This is a genomic window from Zobellia barbeyronii (assembly GCF_018603515.1).
Classification (GTDB): Bacteria; Bacteroidota; Bacteroidia; order Flavobacteriales; family Flavobacteriaceae; genus Zobellia; species Zobellia barbeyronii.
Genome location: NZ_JACATN010000003.1, coordinates 414,067 through 437,557, shown reverse-complemented (window position 1 = coordinate 437,557; position 23,491 = coordinate 414,067). Strand labels below are relative to the sequence as shown.

The window sequence follows — 23,491 nt, the reverse complement described above, 5'->3', positions numbered from 1 at the left end:
AATTCATCAAGAGCGAAAAGGAACTATAAAAAAATACATATAACAACTTCTGCGATCATTGTTTAACTCTTGTGACGTCGTAGAATACAAATTTATAATCAGCAAATGGCTGAAGAAAAAACAACTGCCCAGGTAGAAGATACTACTGAAGCAAAACAAGAAGTAAAAGAACAAGCCCCTAAACAAGATCCAAAAGAATTTTTGGAAAACTTTAATTGGGAGAAGTACGAAGAAGGTATTGAAAAAGTAGATGACTCTAAATTAGAGGAATTCGAAAAATTAGTAGCTGAAAACTTCGTAGATACTGCCGATGAAGAGGTAGTTCAAGGTAGAGTTGTCTATTTGACCGACCGTGAGGCGATCATAGATATCAATGCTAAATCTGAAGGTGTTATTTCTTTGAACGAATTCCGTTACAACCCAAACTTAAAAGTGGGTGATAAGGTTGAAGTTCTTATTGATATCCGTGAAGATAAAAGTGGTCAATTAGTACTTTCTCACAGAAAGGCTAGAACCATTATGGCATGGGATCGTGTAAATGCAGCCCACGATAACGAAGAAATTGTTAGTGGTTTCGTTAAGTGTAGAACTAAAGGTGGTATGATTGTAGATGTTTTTGGCATCGAAGCTTTCTTACCAGGTTCTCAAATTGATGTGAAGCCTATTCGTGATTACGATCAGTATGTTGGTAAGACAATGGAATTCAAAGTGGTTAAAATTAACCATGAATTCAAAAACGTTGTAGTATCTCACAAAGCGTTGATCGAAGCAGATATCGAAGAGCAGAAGAAAGAAATCATCAGCCAGTTAGAAAAAGGACAAGTGTTAGAAGGTGTTGTGAAAAACATTACTTCTTACGGTGTGTTTGTTGATCTTGGTGGTGTAGATGGTTTAGTACATATTACTGACCTTTCTTGGAGTCGTATTAACCATCCAAACGAGGTTGTAGAATTGGATCAGAAAATCAACGTTGTTATACTTGATTTTGATGAGAACAAATCTAGAATCCAGTTGGGTATGAAGCAATTGGAGAAACATCCTTGGGATGCCTTGAGCGACGAAATCAAAATTGGAGACAAAGTAAAAGGTAAAGTAGTTGTAATCGCAGATTACGGTGCATTTATTGAGGTTGTTGAAGGTGTTGAAGGTTTGATCCACGTTTCTGAAATGTCTTGGTCTACGCACTTGCGTTCGGCTCAAGATTTCGTAAAAGTAGGTGATGAAGTAGAAGCTGTTGTGTTGACGTTGGATCGTGAAGATCGTAAAATGTCTCTTGGTATCAAGCAATTGACTCCAGACCCATGGACAGATATTACTACTAAATATCCTGTAGGTTCTAAACATTCAGGTATCGTAAGAAACTTTACCAACTTTGGTGTCTTTGTTGAGATGGAAGAAGGTATTGATGGTTTGATATATATTTCTGACCTTTCTTGGACTAAGAAAATCAAGCACCCATCTGAGTTTGTTTCTGTTGGAGACAAAATGGAAGTTGAAGTGTTAGAGTTGGATGTTGCTGGTCGTAAGCTTAGCTTAGGTCACAAACAGACTACTGAGAACCCTTGGGATAAATACGAGGCTGAATTTGCTGTAGATACTATTCATAAAGCTGCTATTACCGATATCGTTGATAAAGGTGCTACAATAGACTTTAATGAAGATATCACTGCTTTCGTTCCGCAACGTCATTTAGAGAAGGAAGATGGTAAGAAATTAGGCAAAGGAGACGAAGCTGAATTTAAGATCATTGAATTCAATAAAGATTTCAAACGTGTTGTTGCAAGTCACACTGCTATTTTCCGTGAGGAAGAGCAGCGTAACGTTAAAGCACAGCAGAAGAAATCTGCAGCATCTGCAGACGAAGCTAAGCCAACATTAGGTGATGCTAACGAAGCATTGCAAGCGTTGAAAGATAAGATGGAAGGTAAGAGTTAAGCCTCACATTAATCTATATAGAAATCCCCATAGCCTTTTGGTTATGGGGATTTTTTTTATTTATGAGGTTGAATGTTATTTTTTATTAATAACAACTTTTTCATTGGTGGTTACCACCTCTCCATTTTCTAATTCTACTTCAAGAACGAATCTTTCTCCATCTTCAACTTCGTCAGTTAGCTGATATGTTATATATGTAGAAACACCTGGTTCAAAATTATCTGAATTGATATTACAAGCAATTCTGCGATTGGTATCGTAATTTACTAAGTAGAGCTTACTTATTTTGCTGTTAGAAAAGTAGCGATTAAAAGCATCATTATCTATGGTTGATGAGTTTCCAAGAATTTCTCCACTAAAGAATATTTTCTTTTTTACAACACGAACAATGAATGAATCGGTATGTCCAGATTCAGATGTAACTGTGAATGTTACATCATTTGTAAAATCTATAGGTTCATCTATACTAGGGCTAATAGTAGCGCCCATAGGAAAAAAACTTGTACTTACATTTATATTAGTCAAGTCTTGGTTCTCTAAGGTATAGTATATTAAATTTCCACTTGGTAAATCCACTCTATCTTCTTCTGGGGCTTGTCTTGATGGAGATCCTCCGGTTTTAAATCCTGTCATATCTAAATAGAATTGTCCTAAAGTCTTACCTATGTTTAAAAATCTCACGGTATAATCAGTATTAGTTCCATCTATTGTAGTTGAAATTGACTCTAGGGAAAGGTCTATAAAATCATTATTATTGGGCTGAGTACTTATTTCTCCGATTGTTTCTAATTCTATTTGTGAAATTACATTGTCTTGTAGTAAGAACTCTTTTGATACATCAAATGTGATTTCTTTATCGTTTAAGTTAATTTTCCCAGGGTATCGTCCAGTAATAGTCTCTCCGTCCATTTCTTGAGTATAAAGAACGTTGATTTCTTTAATTCCGTTTTCAAAAACAGGGGTAGTAATGTATTCTGCGGTTGAACCATCTTCTGCGGTCACTATTATTTTATCTTCATTCTCAATGCTTATATTTCCAAAGTCCATGCTGAAATTAGCATTCTTTGAAACCTCAACTATTGGAGTTACCTTACCTTGTACATCGCTAGAGGGGTTTACGTAAATTGTTATCTTTGAGCCTTGCATTTCAGTTCTGTATCCTGTTATTTCAAAACTAATTATTTGTTTTTCAGAGGATAGGGTAGCGGCTTCTTCAGAGTCTGAGCAAGATGTCATTATTAGAATAAATAAGACACTCAATAATTGAATTCTTTTCATCATTTTAGATTCGGTTTTAATGAGAAGTAAAAACGTGTTTTTCCTGTTGTTTATTGTGATAGGTAGGATTTGGAACCACAGGGTACCCTACAAAATTTTCATTAGATTAGAAGAAAACCGCATACATTTGTAAAGTAACTTTGTTTATAAGCAGAATTCCCTATTTTTGTGTAGCTAAAGCAATAAAGCAGTATGGGTCAAAAAGTACTTCTTTCTGAAAAAGAAATAAACATCATACTCCATCGTTTGGCATGTCAACTCCTTGAAAATCATCTAGACTTTAAAGATACCGTCCTCATAGGCCTTCAGCCTAGGGGTATTTTTGTGGCAGAAAGATTAAAGAGAATATTGCAAGAAGATTATGGCGTAAAGGAAATTAAGCTAGGTTTTCTAGATATCACTTTTTATAGAGATGATTTTAGAAGAGGAGATAAGACGCTAGAAGCAACCAAAACTAAGATAGATTTTTTAATTGAGGATAAAAAAGTGGTGCTTATAGACGATGTGCTTTATACGGGCCGTAGTATCCGATCTGCCTTAACGGCTATACAATCATTTGGGAGACCTTCTGAGATAGAGTTGCTGGCACTAATTGATAGACGATTTAGTAGGCATTTGCCTATTCAGCCTAATTACCGTGGGCGGCAAGTAGATGCTATAAACGGAGAAAAAGTTAAGGTTCTTTGGAAAGAGAATGACGGTGAAGACGCGATATATTTGATAAATAAATAACAATGGCTGAACTGAGTGTAAAACACTTATTAGGAATCAAATACTTAAATGAAAATGATATTCAACTCATTTTCGAGACCGCAGACCATTTTAAGGAAGTAATCAATCGTTCTATTAAAAAGGTTCCTTCTTTAAGAGATATTACTATTGCCAATATCTTTTTTGAAAACAGTACCCGAACCAAATTATCTTTTGAGCTTGCTGAAAAACGACTTTCTGCGGATGTCATTAATTTTTCGGCTGCACAATCATCGGTAAAAAAAGGGGAGACTTTAATAGATACGGTCAATAACATCCTTTCTATGAAGGTAGATATGGTGGTTATGCGCCATCCCAATCCTGGTGCCGGCATATTTCTTTCAAAACATGTTAATGCATCTATCGTAAATGCAGGAGACGGGGCACATGAGCATCCTACACAGGCACTTTTGGATTCATATTCCATTAGAGAAAAGTTAGGAGACGTAGCAGGTAAAAACGTGGTTATTGTTGGTGATATTCTGCATTCCCGGGTAGCGTTATCCAATATTTTCGCTTTAAAATTACAAGGGGCAAATGTAAAGGTTTGCGGACCTAAGACCTTGCTGCCAAAACATATAGAATCTTTAGGGGTAACCGTAGAGACGAATTTAAGGAAGGCTTTAAATTGGTGCGATGTAGCTAATATGTTGCGTATTCAGAATGAGAGATTAGATATTAGTTATTTTCCCACGACTAGGGAGTACACCCAGCAGTTTGGTGTTAATAAAAAATTACTAAATAGTTTAGATAAAGAAATAGTAATTATGCACCCCGGACCAATAAACAGAGGTGTAGAAATTACAAGTGATGTGGCAGATTCAAAGCAGTCCATCATATTAAATCAAGTAGAAAATGGTGTTGCCATTCGTATGGCAGTGATTTATTTATTAGCTTCAAAAATAAAATAATAAAAGTATGATTTTCGATTCAGACGGTTCTACAACTATCGTTTCTCAAGAAAATGCCACGCTTTCTATTTTCTTGAAAAACTTAAATGACGCTTATCCAAAAATTAAAAATGACAATATTGTCATAAACCTTTTTTCCTTTTCAAAGCTAAAGGCAGATGATGTTCTTGAATTTTTGCAAATTTCCGATTTGCATAAAAAGTCTAAGAAATCTTTTGTTTTGGTTACCAATAAAGTCTCTTATGATGAGGTGCCAGATGCTATAATGGTTGTGCCAACAATTAAAGAAGCACAAGATGTTATTGAAATGGAAGAAATAGAACGCGATTTAGATTTATGAGTAACTACCACCTATCTCAAGTAAACATTGCTAAAATGCTAGCCCCAATAGACAGCCCTGTGATGGCTGATTTTGTAAAGGATCTAGATCGTATAAATGCCATTGCAGATAATAGTACAGGGTTTGTTTGGAGATTAAAAGGTGAAGAAAACGATGCCACCGCGCTACGTGTTTTTGAGGATAATTTCCTTATTATAAATATGTCGGTTTGGGAATCTAAAGAGGCCTTGTTCAATTTTACATATGCCTCACAGCATGCTGGAGTCATGAAAAGAAAGAAAGAATGGTTTCATAACATGTCTGACATGCACATGTGTTTGTGGTATACTAAGGAAGGTCATGTGCCCACTCCGGAGGAGGCTAAAGAACGTCTTCAGTATCTAAATGACCATGGAGAATCTCCTTATGCTTTTAGTTTTAAAGGGCAATTTACAGCTGAAGATGCTTTAATATATTCGCCCAAGAACTAGAAAAATGAAGCTTCAAATTCTAGGTTGTTATGCAGCAACACCACGAACGATGACCAACCCTACTTCTCAGGTGTTGGAAGTTAAGAATCATATGTTTTTGATTGATTGTGGTGAAGGATCGCAAGTACAATTACGGAAACATAAGATTAAGTTTTCGCGTATCAACCATATTTTTATTTCTCACTTACATGGCGACCATTTTTTTGGTTTGCCTGGTCTTGTTTCAACTTTTCGCTTGTTGGGAAGAGATAAGGAATTACATATTTACGGTCCAAAAGGAATTAAAGAGGCTATTACACTTTTGTTAAAGCTCGGAGATTCATGGACCAATTATCAACTATATTTTCATGAGCTTACCAGTAAGGAGCCTGAGGTTATTTTTGAGGATGATAAAGTTACGGTAGAGACCATTCGTTTAAGTCATAGGGTGTATACCAACGGTTTTCTTTTTAAGGAGAAAGCAGGTGAGCGCAAACTTAATGTAGAAGCTGTTGAGAAGCATAAGATTGACAAAGCTTATTTTCAAAACATTAAAAATGGCAGAGATGTGGTGCTGGATGATGGTACTATAGTTTCAAATACAGAATTAAGTTTTGATCCGCCAGTTCCTAAAAGTTATGCGTATTGCAGTGATACCGGCTACAAGCCAGATATCGTTGACCAAATTAAAGGTGCAACAGCATTGTATCACGAATCTACATTTTTAGAATCTGAGGCTCATTTAGCGGTAAAAACAAAACATTCCACAGCAATGCAGGCAGCATCTATTGCTAAAGCTGCCAACGTGGGAATGCTTATTTTAGGACATTATTCTACGCGTTATAAATCCATTGAGCTTTTTAAAGAAGAAGCTATGGAAATCTTCCCAAATGTTGAGCTTGCCGATGATGGTAAGTTTTTTGAGTTTTAGTCTCCTTCCTACTTCTTCGTTACCAATCTTTTGCTGAACTTTGGGTAAAAGGATTTTAGCAAAGAAGATTATGCAAAAAGATTTAGGCGATTACCGAAAATCATATGAAAAAAGCGCCCTTCTAGAGGGTTCTATTTCAGACAATCCAATGGAGCTATTTCAGAAATGGTTCTATGAAACCGAGGCATCGGATGGAGTAGACGAACCTAATGCAATGACTGTTTCTACTATTGGTTTAGATGGCTATCCCAAAAGTAGGGTAGTGTTATTGAAAAAGTTTACCCACGAAGGATTTATCTTTTATACAAACTACCATAGTGAAAAGGGTAGAGCTATTGCAGCTAACCCTAATGTCTGTATTTCTTTCTTTTGGCCCAACATGGAAAGGCAGATTATTATAAAGGGTAAGGCCGAAAAAATAGCAGAAAATTTATCTGACGGTTATTTTGAATCACGTCCAGAGGGCAGTAAGTTGGGTGCTTTGGTTTCTCCGCAAAGTTCGGTTATTCCTTCAAGAGAGACTTTAGAGGATAATTTAAAAAGATTAGAGAACAAATACGAGAATAAAGAGATTCTACGGCCAGATAATTGGGGCGGTTACATTGTTAAGCCGCAATCTATGGAGTTTTGGCAGGGCAGGCCTAATCGCTTGCATGATCGCATTAGATACGCCTTAATAGATAATTTAGATTGGAAAATGGAACGGTTGGCACCTTAATCGTTTGGCTTAAGTCAGGTGAAGGGCTATCAAAACATTTTTAAAACTTTAAATTTTAGTTAAATGAAAACATTGGTGATGGTCAGGCATGGCAAATCTTCTTGGGATTATTCGGTGAGTGATAAAGATCGGCCGCTTCAGGAAAGAGGGGTAAACGACGCTCTTTTGGTATCTTCAGAATTTAAATCTCAAGCTCAAAAAGTAGATGCTATTTTCTCAAGTCCTGCTAATAGGGCTTTGCATACCTGTATGATTTTTGTCAGACAACTAAACCTACCATTATCTTCAGTACAGATAAAGAACGAGTTGTATGATTTTTCGGGAGAATCGGTTTTCGACTTTATAGCAAATCTTGATGATTCCTTAGATTCTGTAATGATTTTTGGGCATAATCATGCTTTTACACATGTTGCCAATTCTTTGGGAAATTCCTATATTGACAACGTTTCTACCAGTGGACTGGTGCATCTTAATTTCAATGTTGATAATTGGAATTCAGTTGAAAAAGGAATAACAAAACAGACAATTTTCCCGAAAGACCTTAGATAAATGATAAAGACTAAAACTAGATATATAAACAGAGAAATAAGTTGGTTACGTTTTAATGAAAGGGTACTTCAAGAGTGCGAGGATGAAAACGTACCGTTAATTGAACGTCTTCGTTTTTTAGGTATTTTTTCGAACAACTTAGATGAGTTTTTTAAGGTTCGTTATGCCACTGTGAAACGTATTTTTGAAGCAGGAAAATCTGGGAAAAGTGTTTTAGGTGGTGAAAAGGCTAAAGATTTACTAGTAGAGATTACCAAGTTCGTTATTGAGCAACAGCGTAAAAGCGTTGAAATACTAAGGAATATTGAAAACGAACTAGAAGAACAAAATATTTACTTGCTTAATGAAAATGAACTTTCAGAAAAGCAAGGTGAGTTTGCTAGAAGCTACTTTAACCAAAAGGTGAGTCCACAACTCATGACCATTATCTTGAATGATTTGGCAGAGTTCCCTATGTTAAAAGATACTGCTGCTTACTTGGCTGTAAAAATGGTGTTGAAAAGTGATGATCACACTAAGCTTACGTATGAGAAAAGAGAGAAAAGATATGCTTTAATTGAAATTCCAAAAGGCATAGATCGTTTTGTTGTGCTTCCTAAAGAAGGTGATAAGAATTATATCATTATTCTAGATGATGTAATTAGGTATTGTATGGATAGCGTTTTCCCAATGTTTGATTACAAGTCCATTTCTTCTCATATGATCAAGATTACGCGAGATGCAGAACTTGATATAGATAATGATTTAAGTAAGAGTTTTATAGAGAAAATTTACTCTAGCGTAGAGCATAGAAAAATTAGTGATCCGGTACGTTTTGTTTATGACAAAAATATAGAATCGGATACATTAGATTTTCTAAAAGATAAAATGGGAATTGAAGATGCGGATAGTGTCATTCCCGGAGGAAGATATCATAACAAGAGAGATTACATGAGCTTTCCTAGCTTGGGAAGACAAGATCTTATGTATGATAAGATAGTGCCGCTACCGGTAAAAGGACTAAGTCTAGAAGGTAGTCTGTTAGAGAAAATAGCAGAGAAAGATTACTTGCAGTACACGCCTTATCAATCGTTTGCTTATGTATTGAAATTCTTAAGGGAAGCAGCTCTTGATCCAAAAGTAAAAGCGATTAAGATTACGGTTTATCGTCTTGCCAATGATTCTCAAGTAGCGGCATGCCTTTCAAATGCCGTAAAAAATGGGAAACAGGTAACCTTGCAGATTGAGCTACGAGCACGTTTTGATGAGCAAGCCAATATTAGATATGCAGAAGAACTTCAGGCGGAAGGAGTGAAGCTTATTTTTGGTGTACCTGGTCTAAAAGTGCATAGTAAAATATGTATGATTGAACGTGAAGAGAACGGAATTATAAAACGTTATGGTTTTATAAGTACGGGTAACTTTAACGAATCAACAGCAAAAATTTATACAGATTATACATTGTTCACGGCAAACGAGCCTATTTTAAAAGAATTGAACAAGGTTTTTGATTTCTTTGAAACCACGTATAAAATCAATAAATACAAACATTTAATAGTATCTCCGCACTATACTAAATCGTTCTTTATTAAACTGATCGATAAAGAAATTTTGAATGCTAAGGCAGGTAAAGAGGCTTTCATCAAAATAAAGATGAATAGCTTTACTTCATATAAGATGATCGATAAATTGTATGAGGCCAGTAATGCCGGCGTTAAGATACAATTGATTGTACGCGGTATCTGCTGCTTGATTCCAGGTATAGAAGGTATGAGCGAGAATATTGAAGCAATCAGTATTGTAGATAAATTTCTAGAACATCCACGTATATTCATTTTCTGTAATGATGGAGATACAAGCGTATTTATTTCATCGGCAGATTTCATGACCCGTAACTTGGAGAATAGAGTAGAGGTTGGTTGTCCTATTTATGATGAAGATGTGAAAAAGGAATTGCTAGATACCTATGAAATCTCTTGGAACGATAATGTTAAGGCCAGAGTGTTCAACGAAGAGCAGGATAATGCGTATCGTATAAATGACAAGCCAAAACTACGGTCTCAGTTTGCTACGTATGATTATTATAAAAATAAATTAGATGCAGATACTCCTATTCCGGAGTAAAAATAATTGAAGACTTCAAGTTTTAGGTAATGCTATTTGTTTACCTAAAATTTGAAATTCTTATCCGTGAATACTTTCTTTATTTCCTAGGTTTTTCATTATTCCAGATTCGAAATCTAGTAGTGCTTGCCATTTTTTGTCCACCTCGGTACGGTCACCATATTGTCTTGCAAATTGTAAAAACATGGTGTAATGTCCGGCTTCACTTACCATAAGCTTGTGGTAGAACTCTGCAAGTTCTTTGTCTTCTAGTTCTTCTGAAAGTAATCTAAAGCGCTCGCAACTTCGCGCTTCAATTAATGCGGCATATAAAAGACGATGAACTAATTGGGTCGTTCGGCTTCCACCTTTTGGAAAAAATTTTATCAATTGAAGTACATATTCGTCCTTTCTATCACGCCCTAAAGTTTGCCCTCTTGCTGTAATTCGGTCATGTACCATTTTAAAATGTGCCATCTCTTCTCTAGAAAGAGCAATCATTTCCTCTACGAGCGCTGTATATTCCGGAAAACTTATAATTAATGATATGGCTGTGCTTGCTGCTTTTTGCTCACAGTACGCATGGTCCGTTAAAATTTCATCTATGTTTTTCTCAACAATATTCACCCATCTTGGGTCAGTTGGTAACTTCAGGCCTAGCATAATTATGTTTTTCGTAAAATTAGCAAGAATCTTTGTAAACTATAACTAGAATTTAGCATCTAATATATCTTGTTTCTCCAAAGAATAATTAGTTTTGTGAATAGTTGTTTTTTATTATGCCGAAAGGCACTAAAAATAGGGTTGTTACCACTTGTCAAGAAACCCGAATAACAGATTATGGAATTAACCAAATTAGACCAAGAGCTTCAGTCTTTATTGAATAGCAATTTAGATGCTGCTACAGATTCATGGTTGCAATCAAAATTGGAGCAAATCACTAGCTCTAGTTCTACAAAGGACCTGTATATGACTTACAGCTTGTTGGCTAGTAAGATTGATTCAGACACCGTTTTGAATCTGAGCTCAGATACAGATGAAGTAACCCAATATTTAAGAACGCAGAATGCCACAACGCTTCAGATAGCCAGAATTTATCTTTTAATAAAGGTATTGAAGGCAAACGGCGATTTCTTTGTGCCTAAAGTTGCCAACCTAATTCAGGTGGCGGATACCGGAGAACTTGAAACTTTCCTGAAGTATCTTATTCTATTGCCCGATGCCGAAAATTATAAGCAAACTGCAGTAGAAGCATTGCGTACGAACATTGCCACAATATTCGAGGCGATAAGTATGCAGAATCCGTATCCCGCAAAATACTTTAATGATCAGCAATGGAACCAAATGTTCCTTAAGGCTGCATTTATGCAGTTAGACCTTTCGACCATTTTAAGTATTGATGAACGAGCGAATAAGGATTTGACGCGTATTATATCTGATTACGCACATGAGAGATGGGCAGCTTCACGAGAAATAGAACCCTTATTCTGGAGGCCAGTAGCCGCATTTTTGGATGAAAACCTATTGAAAGATATGGTGCGCTTGTTTGCTAGCGATAATCCTATTGAAAATAAAGTAGCGGCCTTATGCTGTTATACTTCTGAAGAGCCAATGGCTAAAGAATTATTGGCAAAGCATCCCGAGTTGAAAGCTCAAGTAGAGAACAAAAACATTACCTGGAAAAATATAAAAGATTAGTATGGAAGATAAAATGATGATAATCGACCCGCATGTACATATGTCATCGCGAACCACAGACGATTATGAAGCTATGGCTGCGGCCGGGGTTGTTGCTATAATAGAACCTTCTTTTTGGTTAGGACAACCAAGAACTCAAGTAGGTTCTTTTCAAGATTATTACAGTAGTTTAGTTGGCTGGGAGCCTTTTAGAGCTAGTCAATTTGGTATTCACCACTATTGTACAATTGGTCTAAACTCTAAGGAGGCAAACAATGAAGCTTTGGCAGAACAAGTTATAGAGCTTTTACCTTTATATGTTCACAAGCAGAATGTAGTAGCTATTGGCGAGATAGGTTATGATGACCAAACCCCAGCGGAAGATAAGTATTTCCGTATGCAATTAGAAATGGCTAAAGAATTGGGTATGGTCGTCCAAGTACACACGCCTCACCGTGATAAAAAAGCAGGTACTTTAAAAAGTATGGAAGTTTGTCTGGAGCATGGTCTAGACCCTTCGCAAGTGGTAATTGATCATAATAACGAAGAAACGGTTAAGGACGTTCTTGATAGAGGTTTTATTGCTGCATTTACTATTTACCCAAAAACAAAAATGGGTAATGAGCGAATGGTAGAGGTTGTAAAAAAATATGGTAGTAATAATATAATTGTAGATAGCTCTGCAGATTGGGGTGTAAGTGATCCATTAGCGGTGCCAAAAACCGCAAACCTTATGCTAAAAAGAGGGATTGCAAGAGAAGACGTTGTAAAAACCTGTTACCAGAATGCGCTAGATATTTTTGGCACAAATGGTAAGATGAAAGAAGAGCACTGGTTGAATCCAAAAGGTATTAACCAAGCCCAACTTTTTAATGATAATAGCGTTTTAAGAGGGCAAGAGCCTAGAGTAGATTCTGATCAGATTAAATAATGAATCGCACATTTCTTGGTTATGCGCGATTGGCAAGACCTGCTAATTTACCTACAGCTGCCGCAGATATTTTGGCAGGTGTAGCTATTGGCGGTGTTTTCATAGGTGGGATTGATGCCGGTTTTGTTGGTTCTAACCTTTTCCTAAATATCGTATACTTAGTATTTTCATCGGTGTTTCTTTATGCCGGAGGAGTTATTCTTAATGATGTTTTTGACTTTAAGCTTGATCAAGTAGAACGACCTGAGCGGCCTATTCCTAGTGGCGTAGTTCCTTTTAATGCAGCTGCTATGTATGGTGTAACCACCTTGGTTATTGGTGTGTTGTTGGCCTTTTTAGTTTCGGGAACTTCTGGCATAGTAGCTGTTGCACTTGCCTTGGCAATTCTTTTATACGATGGGATTGCCAAAAAATATGATTTTTTCGGTCCGTTGAGTATGGGCTTATGTAGAGGTGTAAATTTGCTGTTGGGCATGTCCATTTTAGGTAATTTCGATTCCTGGTTTATGGCTATTATTCCAATCGTTTATATTTTTGCTATCACGCTGATAAGCAGAGGGGAAGTACATGGAAAAAACAAAAACCACATTGTATTGGCAGGAGTACTATATGGTGCAGTTATTTTAGCTGTGGCAACTATGGCCTTTTTACATACGGATGCCCTTTTATTTCCGTTATTGTTTTTAGTATTGTTTGCGTTCACGGTTTTTAGACCTTTAATAAAAGCACACTCCGTAAACTCACCAGAGAATATTAAAAAAGCTGTTATGGCAGGTGTCATAGCATTAATCTTATTGGATTCGTCTATTGCCGTTGCATTTTTTGACTGGTGGTACGGATTAATTATATTGGCATTACTGCCTGTTTCAAAAGGCTTATCTAGAGTGTTTGCCGTTACCTAAGGTCAATTTTTATCGACCTTCAAAAGAAATACGATGTTTAAAACTATAGAGCAAAAATTTGAGGTTTCATATCAATATGGCCTCCACTTTACCGAAAATTTGTTCGGTACAGAAAATACCTTGTTCAAGGATATTATTAAGGCATATAAAAATGAGCCCGTAAAGCTTCTTTTTGTTGTTGATGATGGGGTAGCTGCTGCTCACCCGGACCTTATTAAAAATATAAAAGCCTACTGTCAACATTACCAAGAGAATCTGGTTCATATGAAAAGTATGGTGGTGCAAGGTGGTGAAGCTTGCAAGAATAATGAAAGTCAAGTTGAAGATATCCTTAAGGCAGTTAGCGAGTATGCGATTTGTCGCCATTCATTTGTTGTCGTTATAGGTGGAGGCGCTGTAATAGACATGGCAGGATACGCTGCGGCAATAGCACATAGAGGTGTTAAGTTGATACGCATACCTACTACAGTACTTTCGCAAGATGATTCTGCTGTGGGTGTAAAAAATAGTGTCAACGCCTTCGGGAAGAAGAACTTTATAGGAACTTTTGCTCCTCCATATGCTATCATTAATGATACTGATTTCCTTAAAACGTTGGAACAACGTGATTGGATTTCCGGTATTTCTGAAGCCTTAAAGGTTGCATTGATTAAGGACGCTGTCTTTTTTGAATATATAGAGAAAAATGCACATCTATTGAGAGATAGAGATATGGAAGCCATGCAGTATACCATTTATAGGTGTGCAGAAATGCATATGTACCATATTGCACAAGGCGGTGATCCTTTTGAAAGTGGTTCTTCTAGGCCATTGGACTTTGGTCACTGGGCTGCACATAAATTGGAGTATATGACCAACTACGCACTTCGCCATGGCGAAGCCGTAGCAAAGGGTATTGTTCTAGATGTGGCATACACTCATTTAATTGGTTTGATTAATGAGGCCGATTTAAATCGTGTTGTACGTGTTTTTCAGAATATCGGTTTTGATTTAAGTTTTCCGTTGGCTACAGAAAAAGAAGTCGATGAATTACTTAATGGAATAGAAGAATTTAGGGAACACTTAGGTGGGGAACTTACCATAACTCTTATTTCAGATATTGGTGTAAAACACGACGTTCACGAAATTGACCGGCAGACCATGAAAAAGGCATTGGATTTGGTAAACGAAATTTCAAAACTTAAAGTAGAGTAGCTTGCGCATAGATAACAATTTTCAACTTACATATTGCACCAATATCCATCCAGGATTTAATTGGAAGACCACTTTTGACAGTCTTAAAGAACACGTTCCGCAGATAAAGGAAAAGGTGTCTCCTAATAACCCTTTTGGACTTGGTTTACGATTATCCAATAAGGCGAGCGAAGAGCTTGCTCTGAACGGAAACCTAAACGAGTTTAAACAATGGTTAGGTGATAATCAGGTTTATGTGTTTACCATGAACGGTTTTCCGTATGGTAATTTTCATAATGAACGGGTTAAAGATGATGTTCATGCACCAGATTGGACCACCCAGGAAAGGCTGATTTATACCAAGCGTATGTTTGATCAGTTGGCAGCTTTACTTCCAGAGGGTATTGCAGGTGGGATTTCAACATCTCCCGTAAGTTATAAATACTGGCATGCTACAGAAGAGGCTACAAAATTAGCTTTTGAAACTGGAGCAAAAAATATGATAGAGGTTGCCATCCATCTACATAATATAGAAAAAGAAACGGGGAAGTATCTACATCTTGATATTGAACCGGAACCAGATGGCATGTTAGAGAACAGTGATGAGGTGTTGCATTTTTTTGCAGATTACCTATTGCCTATCGGAACATCTGTAATCAGTGAAAAACTTGGAGTAAATACTGAGACTGCGGATGAAATAATACGCCGTTACCTTACGGTTTGTTACGATATTTGTCATTTTTCATTGGCTTATGAAGAACCCATAGATACCTTTGAAAAGTTTGCAGAAGCAGGCATTGCTATAGGAAAGATTCAAGTTAGTGCAGCCTTAAAAATCTTGTCTAACCCGTCAGGGAATGATGAGATATGGAAAGCCTTGACGCTTTTTGACGAACCTACATACCTTCATCAAGTAACGGAAAAGGTAGATGGAAAGGTAAAAACTTACAATGATTTGCCTATTGTACTTGAGAATAAAAGAGAATTTGAAGAGTTACGGGCACATTTTCATGTGCCAATATTTTTAGAACGTTTTGGTGCGTTAGATTCTACGCAAGACCATATTCTAAAAGTGATGAAATATATAAAGGACCATCCTGTTTCTGAGCATTTGGAAATTGAGACCTATACTTGGGATGTTCTTCCGTCTGCTTTAAAAAGAGACCTTTCTGAGTCTATTATTAGAGAGATTGATTGGTTTGTAGAAAAGTTTTAGAAGATGAAGAAAACGCTAGTGATTAATGTTGTGGGTTTGACCCAACGTCTTATTGGGGAGCATACCCCGTTTATTGAAGCTTTTTTAAAAAAAGGTAAATCAGCTTACATAAGTCCGGTTTTGCCTGCGGTAACTTGCAGCGCACAGTCTACATATTTGACCGGAAAAACGCCTGACGTACATGGTATTGTTGGTAATGGATGGTATTTTAAAGATTTGTGTGAGGTGAAGTTTTGGAACCAGTCTAATAAATTGGTGCAGAGCGAAAAAATTTGGGATGAGCTAAAAAAAGAAGATGAGCATTTTACATGTGCAAATCATTTTTGGTGGTATAACATGTATTCTAATGTAGACTACAGTCTAACTCCAAGACCTAATTATTTGGCCGATGGTAGAAAAATTCCGGATGTATATTCATATCCACCTGAGTTAAGAGATACGCTACAAAATGAGTTGGGGACTTTTCCTCTTTTTCAATTTTGGGGCCCAAAAACGTCAATAAAATCTAGTAAATGGATTGCAGATGCAGCCATACGTACGGATGAGATGCATAACCCAACATTGTCTTTGGTTTATCTTCCGCATTTAGACTATAATTTACAACGTCACGGACTTGATTTTGATAAAATCAAAAAAGACCTGAAAGAAATAGATGGGGTTGTAGAGCAATTGGTGAACCATTTTCAAAAGCGTAACGCACGTATTGTATTGCTCTCTGAATATGGTATTACAGATGTGAATAATCCTATCCACTTAAATAGAATTTTACGTTCTAAGGGCTATATAGCTATTCGTGAAGAACGAGGACTGGAGCTTTTAGATGCGGGCCAAAGCAGAGCTTTTGCTGTGGCAGATCATCAAATAGCACATATTTATTTGAATGATCCTTCCGTTAAGTTAGAGGTTAAAGCTTTGCTGGAATCAGTTTCAGGAGTTGAGATGGTACTTATGGGTGAAGAGCTTGAAAAGGCTAAATTGAATCATGAAAGAAGCGGTGACCTAGTTGTGGTTGCCGATGCCGACTCTTGGTTCACATATTATTTCTGGTTGGATGACGCCAAAGCACCCGATTATGCGCGTATGGTTGATATTCATAAAAAACCAGGTTATGATCCAGTGGAAATGTTGACGGATCCTAAAGACAAATTGGTAATGGCAAAAGTTGTTGCTATGTTGCTTAAGAAAAAAATGGGATTCAGAACTGTAATGAATATAATTCCGTTGGATGCAACCTTAGTAAAGGGTTCGCACGGTAGAATACCAGAAGATAAAGCGGACTTTCCTATTTTGGTTACGGATCAGGTAAACTCCTCTTTTAATGATGATATTGAAGCGACCGATGTATATGGTATCTTAAAGAAACATCTAACTGAAGAAGAATGAAGTCTTTCTTTAAAATAGTAGGCGCTGTATTTGCAATCCTTTTCACTTGGGCGGCATATCTACAATACAATGATCCAGATGCTACTATATGGTATGTAATTTATGGCTTAGCTGCTTTTGCATCAGTCCTTTTTGTAGCGAATCGTTTGACGTTTACTATAGCAACTATTTTTTGTCTCATATCAATTAAAGGTGCTTATAAGCAATGGCCTGTGCAATTTCAAGGTTTTGCTATTGGAGAGGGAGATATAGAAAATATTGAACGCGGTAGAGAGGCTTGTGGTTTACTAATTATAGCATTAGTAATGTTAGTATATGCCCTGCGAATTCGCTTTGTAAAAGGGTTAAAGATCTAAGTCAAAAGTTTTTCTAAGCAAATCTATAGCTGGGTTCTTTTCTCTAAGTTTTTCATACTTTTCCTCAGGAGTAAACGCGAATTTTTTAGCTATTTTTTCGTTAACAGTAATCTTAAGTTCAATGAAATAATTGTTGAGATTTTTTCTCAGGTGCTCCATAAGGCCATATTGCTCCCGCTCAATTTCCTTTTTCATTGTTTCGTTAGGCAATTCAATCCAAATGGTTTTGTCTTGAACTAGCTTAGGTATATCTACGCTGAGGTTAGATGCTAGTATTTTCTTGCCATCTATATCGATTTTATGAACAAAATCCGCCCAATGTTTTTGCATAGCCTCTTCGGTAAAGGGGTCTTTAGGGAGTTTACTTTCGTCAATTGTATCGTCCTTTCGGCTGAGTTCGTGCTCTTTCTTTGCTTTTAGGCTAGAAATAGAGAGTCCGGAAACTCTTTTTCCTCCACCAATATTAATTTTATTTACCGGAGCGGCTTCGGGTTTAGGTGGTTGTGCAGTTTCCTCAACTTTAGGTTCTGCCACTGCTAAAGAATTTGATTTTTGCTTTGTTTCCTCTGCCTGATACTGCTGGGCTTCCTGCTTATTTATCTCTGCAGGTGCTGGAGTAGCTGGTTTTGTGTGTTGTTGAGGGGTAGGGGTTTCGGCAGAATCTTTTTTAACAGAGCTATTTCCTCTAAAAAAGGATGCAGGCGCAATAAAATCTATAGTAGAACCGTCTAAGACGTCAGATTCAGAGTTTTTTTTTTCGGCCTCAAATCCAATTGAAGCTAATTTCATTAAAGTAAGTTCTACCAGCAGCCGCTGATTCTTGCTGGTTTTATACTTTAAATCGCAGTCATTGGCAATATTTAAAGCTTGCATAAGAAGCTGCATAGAGGTCTTTTTTGACTGCTCTAAGTAGTTCTGTTTGGCTACGTCACCTACTTCCAATAAGTTAATGGTGTCTTGATGTTGACAAACCATAAGATCTCTGAAATGCGAAGCTAAGCCACTTATAAAGTGATGTCCGTCAAAACCTAATGACAAGGTTTCGTTGAATAAAAGTAGTAGCTGTGGAATATTATGCTCTAAAATAAAATCTGTTGCCGAGAAATAGGTGTCGTAATCTAAAACATTTAGGTTTTCTGTTACGGCCTTTCTTGTCAGTTCTTTTCCTGAAAAACTAACCACTCTATCAAAAATAGAAAGGGCGTCTCTCATGGCACCATCAGCTTTTTGAGCAATGATATGTAAAGCATCATCATCTGCAACTATACCTTGGTTTTCGGCTATGTATTTCAAATATTGAGCAGCATCCTTAACTGTAATGCGTTTAAAATCAAATATTTGACAACGAGAAAGTATCGTTGGGATAATTTTGTGCTTTTCAGTGGTTGCTAAGATGAAAATAGCATGCTTTGGCGGTTCTTCAAGTGTTTTTAGAAAAGCATTGAAGGCCGATTGTGAGAGCATGTGCACCTCATCTATAATATATACTTTGTATTTACCTACTTGGGGTGGTATGCGTACCTGGTCTATAAGGTTACGAATATCATCTACAGAGTTGTTAGAGGCGGCATCTAGCTCAAAAATATTGAATGCAAAATCCTCATCTTCACTTTCTGTTCCATCGGAATTTATTTGCTTGGCAAGAATACGTGCACAGGTAGTCTTACCAACTCCCCTAGGACCACAAAATAAAAGGGCCTGTGCCAAATGATTATGTTCAATGGCATTGGTTAGGGTATTAGTAATGGCCTGTTGCCCCACAACATCCTTAAATGTCTGAGGTCTATATTTACGTGCCGATACAATAAAAGGTTCCAAAAAAAACTTAGGGTTTTAGAATTTACATCAACTCAATTATACAAATATAAATATAGGAATGATAAGAGCGTTTTATTTCGGTAGGATAAAGTCTTTATTTATCAACAATTGTACTAATTTAGCACGTTAAGCAGGTCTCCTTATCGCTGCCGTGAAAACGGGAGAGGAAAGTCCGGACACCATAGTGCAGCATAGCGGGTAACGCCCGTCGTCCGTTTAACGGAAAGGACAAGTGCAGCAGAAAGTATGTACAGGTAATGCTGTAGTGAAACCAGGTAAACTCTATGCGGTGAAACGTCATGTAAATCGGTGCTTGAGGGCTGTACGCTCGAGCCGAAGGGTAGGCGGTTTGATATTAACAGTAATGTTAGTCCTAGATAAATGATAGGGGAGTCCTTAGGGGCTTAACAGAATCCGGCTTATGGGCCTGCTTTATTTTTTTTATTCCGATTACAAGTTTTAGTCTTCGCTTGGATTTGCGAATAAGCTAAAAATACTACCTCCGTATTTTCGTTTTTCAACAAAATTGTCCAGATGAGACAAGTCCATTTGGTTAGCATGCTCTATTACGAGCAGACCGTTCTCTAGTAATAATTCTTTTTCAAAAACTAGTTTTGGTATTTTCTCGAAGGATTCCAATGGTAAGCCGTAAGGTGGGTCGGCAAATATAATGTTTGCTTTTTCGCGAGACTTTTCAAGATAATTGAAAACATCACTTTTGTAAGCAGCAATACCCATTTCCATTGCGTCAGATGTTTCATTAATAAATCTCACACATCCATAGTCAGCATCAACGGCACTAATTTGCTTCGTACCTCTAGAGGCAAACTCGTAACTGATATTTCCTGTTCCTGCAAACAAATCAAGCACTACAAGGTCATCAAAGTAATATCGATTGTTCAAAATATTGAACAAAGCTTCTTTGGCCATGTCTGTGGTTGGACGAACGGGTAATTTTTTAGGTGCTGTTATTCGCTTTCCTTTATGTAAACCTGAAATGATGCGCATTAAAAAGCGTTTATTACGGTGAAATCAATAGTTTCTTCTGGTCGATCTATGCCTGGATGTTCAGTAAATGAAGGGTAGAACATGGAGACATCCTTTACATAGTTGTAGCAAAGGTCATAAATATCATCATCTTTTTCAATATCACCAAAGAGTTTTATGGAAACCGATTCTGTATCAAGTTCTAGTTGTTCTAACGTGAAAAGCAGGTAATAGAGAAAATCTTCTTTAGTCACAAAGTTAAAGCTGTTAAACAGTAAAAGCTTTTTTGAAGCTATAACGGTAACATCCATCTGGCGTTGCGAAGTATGTATGTAGCACACGGCTTCTTTACTAGCGGAATGGTTGTTCAATAACGATTCTACCATTACGGTGCCATTATGCTTAAAGGTAAATTCACCAAAAAGATCGTAGATGTAGTTGTTGATGTTTACAAATGGAACATAAACATTGTTAATCTCATAGCTTTCGAGCTCATCAAAGGCTAAGTGATCATTGGCCAATATTTTGGTATTGAATTTTAGGTAGTTGGCCAGTTCGTCTTCGTTAAATAAGACTTGTGGTACAAGACTGAACAAGTTGTTTCTGTGTACTACTACAATTTCAGAAAACTGATCTTCTTCTATGTGATGCGTAGAAAATAGAAGTTTTAACCGCTTTAAGATTTCATAGGGCGTAAGCTCTTTTGCAAAAACAACCTTTTCTGAGTTTAAGATTGAATTTGCTACTGTGTCAAATACACAAAAAGAAAGTCCATTCAAGCTAACTTGAATGGACAGTTTTTTAAAATTCTCAACTGGTTTTCCAGTATTATTATTCGTCTCCTTTTTTGTCATATACAGGGGGCCAGTTTCCAGCCGTACTTACTTCGTTAAGAGAACCAACTTTTATAAATGCTCCATTAACTTCTTCAACACCAATTTCTGCTTTTTCTTTCTTAAGAAGTGCTTCCGGTTGATCGTACAATACTACTGACTTATCTATTTTAGCTTCAAAAACAGGAGCTTTATAGCTTCCTTTAGTAAGAATATCAGATTTCATTTCAAATTTCTCTCCGCCTTGTGCAAAAGGAACTTCCATAAGAGTCTTGTAACGAGTATCTCCTTTGAAAAGAGAATCTTTTACCGAAACAGCACCTAACGTATCAATGATTTTAACCTCTTTCAAAAGGTCAATTTGATATGTTTTATCGAATTCCATGTAAGATGAATCACGTTGTTGAGTAATAGTGTACTCAGCAGTATCGATAAACTTGATCAAACTGTTGAAATCTTTGGCGTATTTTCTGTTTACAGTTTTATAGGCCTCTTGAGCGTTTCTAATGTCCTTCAACTTGGCGATAACCTGCCCGTAACGTTCTTCTTTTACTTTGTTGAACTCTATTGGTCCCGTAACTGATTGGTATATAGCGTATGCTAAACCTGCACATGCTACCCACAGTACAATTTGAATTATGGTCTTCATTTCTTAAGTGTTAATTATATTTTAGTGGTTGTGACAAATCTACAATTTTTTTTCAATCGCAAAAGTTTTTCTCGTAAAAATCCTGTTTATCTTTGATACCTATGGTAACGTTGAACGATGCATCATTTTATAAAATACTAAAGGAGAAATTTCCACACGAGCCTACACTCAAGCAGGCAATAGCATTACAAAAGCTAGCTACGTATATACTTTCTGACAGAAAGGACGATGTGTTCTTACTTAAAGGTTTTGCCGGTACGGGTAAAACAACTTTGGTAGGAACTGTGGTTAATAGCCTCTGGAAAACCACAATGAAGGCTGTTTTAATGGCGCCCACAGGAAGAGCGGCAAAAGTAATGTCTAATTACGCGAACACGCAATCCTTCACCATTCACAGAAAGATATACTTTCCTAAAAAGCAGGGAGGAGGAGGAATTCAATTTGTTTTGGCACCAAATAAACATAGAAATACCATTTTTATAGTGGATGAAGCTTCTATGATACCCGATGCGCCAACAGATTCTAAGCTATTTGGTAATGGATCTCTTTTGGATGATTTAATTCAGTTTGTCTATTCCGGGCATAATTGTAAACTCATTTTAATTGGGGATACTGCTCAGCTACCACCTGTGCATTTGAATATCAGTCCAGCATTAGACCCGGATAAGTTAGCACTAAACTATGATAAGGAAGTGGTGCGATTGGAATTGGATGAAGTAGTTAGGCAGGCCGAGGATTCTGGTATTTTGGTAAATGCAACCTTACTTCGGGAGCAATTGCAAAGTAATTTTACAGATGAGTTTAAATTTCATTTAAGCAATTTTAAAGATATAGTTAGGCTTGTTGATGGTTATGAGATACAAGAAGCTATTGATACCAGTTATTCCGAAAATGGGAAAGAAGAGACCGCATTTATAGTCAGGTCCAATAAAAGGGCTAATCTCTATAACGAAAATATTCGTAGCCGAATCTTATTTTTAGAAAATGAGATAGCCGTAGGAGATTTTATGATGGTCGTAAAGAACAATTACTTTTGGTTGTCTCCTAATAGTGAAGCTGGTTTTATAGCTAACGGCGATGTTATTGAAGTCCTTGAATTATTTGCTATAAAAGAATTGTATGGTTTTAGATTTGCAGAGGTTAAAGTTCAAATGGTAGATTATCCCAACCAAAAACCTTTTGAGACCGTTTTATTGTTAGATACGATAAAGGCAGAAACACCGTCTTTACCTTATGAGGAGGGGAATAGGCTCTATCAAGAAGTAATGAAGGACTTTGCTAATGAATCATCTAAATACAAGAAGTTTTTAGGTGTAAAGAGCAATAAATATTTCAATGCATTGCAAGTGAAATTTTCATATGCTATAACCTGTCATAAGTCTCAAGGAGGGCAATGGAATACTGTTTTTGTTGAGCAACCCTATTTGCCAAATGGAGTAGATAAAGAATACCTACGTTGGTTGTATACTGCCGTTACACGGGCAAAAAAGCAGTTGTATCTTATAGGATTCAAGGATGATTTTTTTGTTGGTGAGGAATAGGCTAAATTGCGTCTTTGCAAAGAGTTTATTAATGGGTTTTGAGCTTCTATACAGAAGAATGTACTCCATTTAACCTTATGTA

The 23,491-nt window shown here is 36.8% G+C and carries 22 protein-coding genes, 1 other RNA gene and 1 pseudogene; 18 read left to right on the top strand and 6 right to left on the bottom strand.

Going from position 1 to position 23,491, the window contains the following annotated elements; translation table 11 throughout:
* Window positions 1–105: 105 nt before the first annotated feature.
* Window positions 106–1,935, top strand: coding sequence for a 30S ribosomal protein S1 (gene rpsA / locus HW347_RS10390; RefSeq protein ID WP_155597382.1), 1,830 nt, complete (start codon window positions 106–108; stop codon window positions 1,933–1,935).
* Window positions 1,936–2,010: 75 nt separating this feature from the next.
* On the opposite strand, the gene HW347_RS10385 is transcribed toward rpsA, so the two are convergent.
* Window positions 2,011–3,216, bottom strand: coding sequence for a hypothetical protein (locus tag HW347_RS10385; protein WP_214611813.1), 1,206 nt, complete (start codon window positions 3,214–3,216; stop codon window positions 2,011–2,013).
* 189 nt (window positions 3,217–3,405) lie between these two features.
* On the opposite strand from HW347_RS10385, the gene pyrR reads away from it, so the two are divergent.
* The 8 genes from pyrR to ppk1 all read left to right on the top strand — a co-directional run bounded on the left by pyrR (window position 3,406) and on the right by ppk1 (window position 9,964).
* Window positions 3,406–3,945: a bifunctional pyr operon transcriptional regulator/uracil phosphoribosyltransferase PyrR gene (pyrR, locus tag HW347_RS10380; protein WP_155597380.1), complete on the top strand. Its 540-nt coding sequence runs from the start codon at window positions 3,406–3,408 to the stop codon at window positions 3,943–3,945.
* A 2-nt stretch (window positions 3,946–3,947) separates the two neighbouring features.
* Complete coding sequence (locus tag HW347_RS10375; protein ID WP_214611812.1) at window positions 3,948–4,874, top strand: aspartate carbamoyltransferase catalytic subunit; 927 nt, start codon at window positions 3,948–3,950, stop codon at window positions 4,872–4,874.
* 7 nt (window positions 4,875–4,881) lie between these two features.
* Window positions 4,882–5,214 carry a ribonuclease Z gene (locus tag HW347_RS10370; RefSeq protein WP_214611811.1) on the top strand — a complete coding sequence of 111 codons (333 nt, stop codon included), beginning with the start codon at window positions 4,882–4,884 and terminating at the stop codon, window positions 5,212–5,214.
* Window positions 5,211–5,684: a DUF3291 domain-containing protein gene (locus tag HW347_RS10365; protein WP_214611810.1), complete on the top strand. Its 474-nt coding sequence runs from the start codon at window positions 5,211–5,213 to the stop codon at window positions 5,682–5,684. Before HW347_RS10370 ends, HW347_RS10365 begins: the two co-directional genes overlap by 4 nt.
* A gap of 4 nt (window positions 5,685–5,688) precedes the next feature.
* Window positions 5,689–6,594, top strand: coding sequence for a ribonuclease Z (locus HW347_RS10360; protein ID WP_214611809.1), 906 nt, complete (start codon window positions 5,689–5,691; stop codon window positions 6,592–6,594).
* 70 nt (window positions 6,595–6,664) lie between these two features.
* Window positions 6,665–7,312 (top strand): pyridoxamine 5'-phosphate oxidase, encoded by a 648-nt coding sequence (gene pdxH / locus HW347_RS10355; RefSeq protein ID WP_214611808.1) that lies wholly within the window; start codon window positions 6,665–6,667, stop codon window positions 7,310–7,312.
* A 63-nt stretch (window positions 7,313–7,375) separates the two neighbouring features.
* Complete coding sequence (locus HW347_RS10350) at window positions 7,376–7,861, top strand: SixA phosphatase family protein (RefSeq protein ID WP_214611807.1); 486 nt, start codon at window positions 7,376–7,378, stop codon at window positions 7,859–7,861.
* On the top strand, window positions 7,862–9,964 hold the full coding sequence (ppk1, locus tag HW347_RS10345) for a polyphosphate kinase 1 (RefSeq protein WP_214611806.1): 2,103 nt from the start codon (window positions 7,862–7,864) through the stop codon (window positions 9,962–9,964).
* Window positions 9,965–10,024: 60 nt separating this feature from the next.
* Here ppk1 and miaE read toward each other — a convergent pair whose 3' ends face one another.
* Window positions 10,025–10,606 carry a tRNA-(ms[2]io[6]A)-hydroxylase gene (gene miaE, locus HW347_RS10340; RefSeq protein WP_214611805.1) on the bottom strand — a complete coding sequence of 194 codons (582 nt, stop codon included), beginning with the start codon at window positions 10,604–10,606 and terminating at the stop codon, window positions 10,025–10,027.
* A 177-nt stretch (window positions 10,607–10,783) separates the two neighbouring features.
* Between miaE and HW347_RS10335 the strand changes: the two genes are divergently transcribed.
* From HW347_RS10335 to HW347_RS10305, 7 genes and pseudogenes are all read left to right on the top strand, one after another.
* Window positions 10,784–11,641 (top strand): EboA domain-containing protein, encoded by an 858-nt coding sequence (locus HW347_RS10335; protein WP_214611804.1) that lies wholly within the window; start codon window positions 10,784–10,786, stop codon window positions 11,639–11,641.
* A 1-nt stretch (window position 11,642) separates the two neighbouring features.
* On the top strand, window positions 11,643–12,551 hold the full coding sequence (locus HW347_RS10330; protein WP_155597370.1) for a TatD family hydrolase: 909 nt from the start codon (window positions 11,643–11,645) through the stop codon (window positions 12,549–12,551).
* Window positions 12,551–13,453, top strand: coding sequence for a UbiA-like protein EboC (gene eboC / locus HW347_RS10325; RefSeq protein ID WP_214611803.1), 903 nt, complete (start codon window positions 12,551–12,553; stop codon window positions 13,451–13,453). Before HW347_RS10330 ends, eboC begins: the two co-directional genes overlap by 1 nt.
* A 30-nt stretch (window positions 13,454–13,483) precedes the next feature.
* A pseudogene (locus HW347_RS10320) lies at window positions 13,484–14,647 on the top strand (3-dehydroquinate synthase); the annotation flags it as partial.
* Between the two features lies 1 nt (window position 14,648).
* Window positions 14,649–15,842, top strand: coding sequence for a metabolite traffic protein EboE (eboE, locus tag HW347_RS10315; RefSeq protein WP_214611801.1), 1,194 nt, complete (start codon window positions 14,649–14,651; stop codon window positions 15,840–15,842).
* Window positions 15,843–15,845: 3 nt separating this feature from the next.
* Window positions 15,846–17,225, top strand: a complete 1,380-nt coding sequence (locus HW347_RS10310; protein WP_214611800.1) for an alkaline phosphatase family protein — start codon at window positions 15,846–15,848, stop codon at window positions 17,223–17,225.
* A complete protein-coding gene (locus HW347_RS10305; RefSeq protein ID WP_214611799.1) occupies window positions 17,222–17,581 on the top strand; it encodes a transmembrane 220 family protein in 360 nt (119 codons plus the stop codon). The genes HW347_RS10310 and HW347_RS10305 overlap by 4 nt, the downstream gene beginning before the upstream one ends.
* Here the strand turns inward: HW347_RS10305 and HW347_RS10300 are convergent.
* Window positions 17,570–19,399, bottom strand: a complete 1,830-nt coding sequence (locus tag HW347_RS10300) for a DNA polymerase III subunit gamma/tau (RefSeq protein WP_214611798.1) — start codon at window positions 19,397–19,399, stop codon at window positions 17,570–17,572. The genes HW347_RS10305 and HW347_RS10300 overlap by 12 nt on opposite strands.
* 127 nt (window positions 19,400–19,526) lie before the next feature.
* On the opposite strand from HW347_RS10300, the gene rnpB reads away from it, so the two are divergent.
* Window positions 19,527–19,837: RNase P RNA component class A (gene rnpB, locus HW347_RS10295), an RNA gene on the top strand.
* Between the two features lie 21 nt (window positions 19,838–19,858).
* On the opposite strand, the gene HW347_RS10290 is transcribed toward rnpB, so the two are convergent.
* From HW347_RS10290 to HW347_RS10280, 3 genes are read right to left on the bottom strand one after another with little or no spacing between them, the layout of a single operon-like run.
* Window positions 19,859–20,407 (bottom strand): RsmD family RNA methyltransferase, encoded by a 549-nt coding sequence (locus HW347_RS10290; protein WP_214611797.1) that lies wholly within the window; start codon window positions 20,405–20,407, stop codon window positions 19,859–19,861.
* Window positions 20,407–21,240, bottom strand: coding sequence for a DUF3822 family protein (locus HW347_RS10285; protein WP_214611796.1), 834 nt, complete (start codon window positions 21,238–21,240; stop codon window positions 20,407–20,409). Before HW347_RS10285 ends, HW347_RS10290 begins: the two co-directional genes overlap by 1 nt.
* Entirely contained in the window at window positions 21,218–21,868 is a 651-nt protein-coding gene (locus HW347_RS10280; protein WP_214611795.1) for a hypothetical protein, read from the bottom strand. Before HW347_RS10280 ends, HW347_RS10285 begins: the two co-directional genes overlap by 23 nt.
* 101 nt (window positions 21,869–21,969) lie before the next feature.
* Here HW347_RS10280 and HW347_RS10275 point away from each other — a divergent pair, with 101 nt between their 5' ends.
* Window positions 21,970–23,409: an ATP-dependent DNA helicase gene (locus HW347_RS10275; RefSeq protein WP_214611794.1), complete on the top strand. Its 1,440-nt coding sequence runs from the start codon at window positions 21,970–21,972 to the stop codon at window positions 23,407–23,409.
* The last annotated feature ends 82 nt before the right edge of the window (window positions 23,410–23,491 follow it).